This is a genomic window from Actibacterium sp., assembly GCF_041584535.1.
In the GTDB taxonomy this organism is placed as follows: Bacteria; Pseudomonadota; Alphaproteobacteria; order Rhodobacterales; family Rhodobacteraceae; genus Actibacterium_D.
Genome location: NZ_JBFHDW010000251.1, coordinates 1 through 3956 on the forward strand (window position 1 = coordinate 1; position 3956 = coordinate 3956).

At 61.3% G+C, this 3956-nt stretch carries 6 protein-coding genes; 5 read left to right on the forward strand and 1 reads right to left on the reverse strand.

Annotated elements, in window-relative coordinates; all coding sequences use genetic code 11:
• The 5 genes from ABYW26_RS11660 to trpB form a co-directional block, all read left to right on the forward strand.
• Positions 1-376: S1 RNA-binding domain-containing protein (locus ABYW26_RS11660; protein ID WP_372605054.1), on the forward strand; the 376-nt coding region annotated here is incomplete at its 5' end.
• Between the two features lie 293 nt (positions 377-669).
• Positions 670-948: an integration host factor subunit beta gene (gene ihfB / locus ABYW26_RS11665; protein WP_372605055.1), complete on the forward strand. Its 279-nt coding sequence runs from the start codon at positions 670-672 to the stop codon at positions 946-948.
• A 17-nt stretch (positions 949-965) separates the two neighbouring features.
• Entirely contained in the window at positions 966-1325 is a 360-nt protein-coding gene (locus ABYW26_RS11670; RefSeq protein ID WP_372605059.1) for a lipopolysaccharide assembly LapA domain-containing protein, read from the forward strand.
• 8 nt (positions 1326-1333) lie between these two features.
• Complete coding sequence (locus tag ABYW26_RS11675) at positions 1334-1996, forward strand: phosphoribosylanthranilate isomerase (protein WP_372605056.1); 663 nt, start codon at positions 1334-1336, stop codon at positions 1994-1996.
• Positions 1997-2080: 84 nt separating this feature from the next.
• On the forward strand, positions 2081-3319 hold the full coding sequence (trpB, locus tag ABYW26_RS11680; protein ID WP_372605057.1) for a tryptophan synthase subunit beta: 1239 nt from the start codon (positions 2081-2083) through the stop codon (positions 3317-3319).
• A gap of 216 nt (positions 3320-3535) precedes the next feature.
• On the opposite strand, the gene ABYW26_RS11685 is transcribed toward trpB, so the two are convergent.
• A partial coding sequence (locus ABYW26_RS11685) for a hypothetical protein (protein WP_372605058.1) occupies positions 3536-3956 on the reverse strand: 421 nt, incomplete at its 5' end.

Consider the following 3956-nt stretch of genomic DNA (forward strand, 5'->3'; position numbering starts at 1 on the left):
CCTGTCGGTCAAAGCGCTGGGCGGCGACGCCTTCGCGGATGCCGTTGATGGCGTCAAGCGTGGCTCGATCATCACCGTCGAAGTCACCGCGATCGAAGAAGGCGGTGTCGAGGTCGAGTATGAAGGCATGAAATCCTTCATCCGTCGCTCGGACCTGTCGCGTGATCGTGCTGAACAGCGTCCTGAGCGCTTCCAGGTTGGCGACAAGGTCGACGTTCGCGTCACCAACGTCGACAGCAAGACCCGTCGTCTGGGTCTGTCGATCAAAGCGCGCGAGATCGCAGAAGAGAAGGAAGCCGTCGAACAGTATGGCTCGTCCGACTCGGGTGCCTCGCTGGGCGATATCCTGGGCGCAGCTCTGAAGGGCGGCGAATAATCCACCCCCGGATTTTAGGTTCTGAACGGCTCCGCCCGAAAGGCGGGGCCGTTTTTTTGTCTGCGAAACAAGTTGATCCAGACAGTCCGCATCACGCCTGAACCCGGTGAAAAAAACGGCGCCGCACCGCAGAAGCGGTGATTTGGCGCAGTTAGATCGCCGTGGAACGCTGTGTTTCGCTTATTTTCCCGATGGTTCCTGTTTCTCGATCCGAAAAAGATGCCTATATTCAACACGCTCGACATAATGACATACGCGGCGATCAGCGCTGCGTTCCCTGGGGGATAGATTCTATGATCCGGTCGGAATTGATTCAGAAGATCGCGGATGAACACGAACTGAACCTGAACCAGGCCGAGCGGATCGTGAACACGATTTTCGAAGAGATCATCGATGCGATGTCCTCGGGGGATCGTGTCGAGCTGCGCGGCTTTGGGGCGTTTTCGGTCAAACAGCGTGATGCGCGGACGGGCCGAAATCCGCGCACGGGCGAGTCGGTTGAGGTTGAAGAAAAGGCCGTTCCGTTCTTTAAGACGGGTAAGCTGTTGCGTGATCGCCTGAACGGCAAATAAACGGACCCGATTCCATGCTGCGTTATCTGCGCTATGTTTTTCTTGCCGTGCTTGGCATTTGCCTGATCACCGTGGCCTTGGCCAATCGGGGCAGCGTGACCCTGCGCGTGTTGCCGCAAGAGATGGCGCATTTCACCGGTCTGACATGGGAATTGCACCTGCCGCTGTTTCTGGTGGTCTTTGGCGGTATCATCGCCGGCCTGCTGATCGGCTTTGTCTGGGAGTGGATGCGCGAGGCCCGGCACCGGGCCGAGGCCACCCGCGTCAAGCGCGACGCAAAGCAGCTTGAGCGCGAGGTCAAGCGCCTGAAGAAAGACGCGCCCCAGCAGCAGGATGAGGTTCTGGCCCTGCTTGAGGGTGGCGGCAAGGCAGGGTAAACCCCGGCATGTCTTCTGATATTCGTGTGAAAATCTGCGGCCTGCGCGATGCGGCCTCTGTGGCGACGGCGGTCGAGGCCGGGGCGTCCTATCTGGGCTTTGTGTTCTTCGCTAGGTCGCCGCGCAATGTCACCGTGGCCGAGGCTGCGGCGCTGGCCTCGGAGGTGCCGCCCGGTGTCGCCAAGGTGGCGCTGGTCGTTGATGCCGATGACGCGGCGCTGGATCGCATTTTGAACGCCGTTCCAATCGACATGCTTCAACTGCACGGCGCGGAAAGCCCCGAGCGGGTGCTTGCGGTCCGCGACCGCTTTGGCCTGCCGGTGATGAAGGCCGTGGGTATTGCCGGCCCCGAGGACGTGCCGGCGATCGACCTCTATGCGCAGGTGGCCGATCAGTTGCTGATCGACGCCAAGGCGCCCAAGGGGGCCGATCTGCCGGGGGGCAACGGGCTGGCGTTTGACTGGCGGCTGGTGAACCGGAAATACTGGACCCGGCCGTGGATGCTGGCCGGGGGGCTGACGCCCGAGAACGTGGCGCTGGCGATCCAGATGACCGGCGCGCGGCAGGTGGATGTGTCCTCGGGTGTGGAAAGCGCGCCGGGGGTCAAGGACCCGGCCCGGATTCGCGCCTTTCTCAAGGCGGCGCTGGCCCCGGCTGTGCCCAAGCTCTGAGCAGGGGGCGCCTTTCTGCGCGCCCTCACTTTACCGCCCGGCCCAGACCCTTTAAACGCCATTGGAAACGCAGTGGAGGCACGCATGGCCAATGACCTTTTCAACAGCTTCATGACCGGCCCGGACGAAAACGGCCGGTTTGGCGATTTCGGCGGGCGGTTCGTGTCGGAAACGCTGATGCCGCTGATCCTCAGCCTTGAGGAAGAATATGAAAAGGCCAAGACCGACCCCGAGTTCTGGGCCGAGATGGACTATCTGTGGAAATACTATGTCGGCCGTCCCAGCCCGCTGTATTACGCCGAGCGCCTGACCGAGCATCTGGGCGGCGCCAAGATCTATCTCAAGCGCGACGAACTGAACCATACCGGCGCGCATAAGATCAACAACGTGCTGGGCCAGATCCTGTTGGCCAGACGCATGGGCAAGACCCGGATCATCGCTGAAACCGGTGCCGGTCAGCATGGCGTCGCCACGGCGACGGTTTGTGCCCGGTTCGGTCTGAAATGCGTGGTCTACATGGGCGCGCATGATGTTCAGCGTCAGGCGCCCAACGTGTTCCGTATGCGCCTGCTGGGGGCCGAGGTTGTGCCTGTGACCTCGGGTCGGGGCACGCTGAAGGACGCGATGAACGACGCGCTGCGCGATTGGGTGACCAATGTGCGCGACACGTTCTATTGCATCGGCACCGTGGCCGGGCCGCATCCCTATCCGGCGATGGTCCGCGATTTCCAGTCGATCATCGGCAAAGAGGTGCGCTGGCAGCTGGAAGAGCAAGAAGGCGAAGGCCGTCTGCCCGACACGCTGATCGCGGCAATCGGTGGTGGCTCGAACGCGATGGGCCTGTTCTTCCCGTTCCTCGACGATCCTTCGGTGCGCATCATCGGGGTCGAGGCCGGCGGCAAGGGCGTCAACGCCAAGATGGAACATTGCGCCAGCCTGACCGGCGGCCGCCCCGGCGTGTTGCACGGCAACCGCACCTATCTATTGCAGGATGACGACGGTCAGATTCTGGAAGGCTTTTCGATTTCGGCCGGTCTGGATTACCCCGGCATCGGTCCCGAACATTCGTGGCTGCACGACACCGGCCGCGCCGAATATGTGGCGATCACCGACAAGGAAGCCTTGGGCGCGTTCCAGCTGAGTTGCCAGCTTGAGGGCATTATTCCGGCGCTTGAACCCAGCCACGCGCTGGCGCATGTGCTGAAGATCGCCCCCGAATTGCCCAGCGACCATATCATCGTGATGAATATGTGCGGGCGCGGCGACAAAGACATTTTCGCCGTGGCCAAGCATCTGGGTTTTGACATCAAGACCGGCGACTAAGATAAGTCCTAGAAAATAAACATGAAAATCCCCGTCTATGGATGGGGATTTTTGCGTTTTTTAGCCCTAAACCTTTTGTCTATGGCCATGAACCCCACAGACAAAAAGCCGCTTTAAACCTGGTGTGAATGGTCTTCCTGCTATCGACCTGCTGTTTTGATCTCACCCGACGCGTGCTGGCCTCGGGATCAATTGGGGAGTTAAAGCATGTTGAAATTAAAACTCGCACCGCTGGTGACTGCTGCCATTCTGGCAGGCAGCACCGCATTGGCGGGGACCTCGTCCGACGACATCGTGCAGAACGCAGTCAAAGAACTGGCCCGCGAGGGGTTTACGCATTTCCAAGTTCAACGCGGCCTGCTCGGCCTGTCGGTCGAAGCCCGCGGCCCGCGGGGCAGCCTTGAGCGCTCGTATGACCGGCGCGGCAATATCACGGCTGAGTCGTTCCACGAAAACGAACGTGGCGATGACCGGGGCGACGACCGCGGCGACGATCGTGGTGAGGATCGTGGTGAAGACCGCGGCGAAGACCGTGGCGACGATCGCGGTGACGATCGCGGTGACGACCGTGGCGGTGATGATGGCGGCCGTGGCGGTGATGATGGCGGCTTCGGTGGCGGCGGCTTCGGCGGCGGCG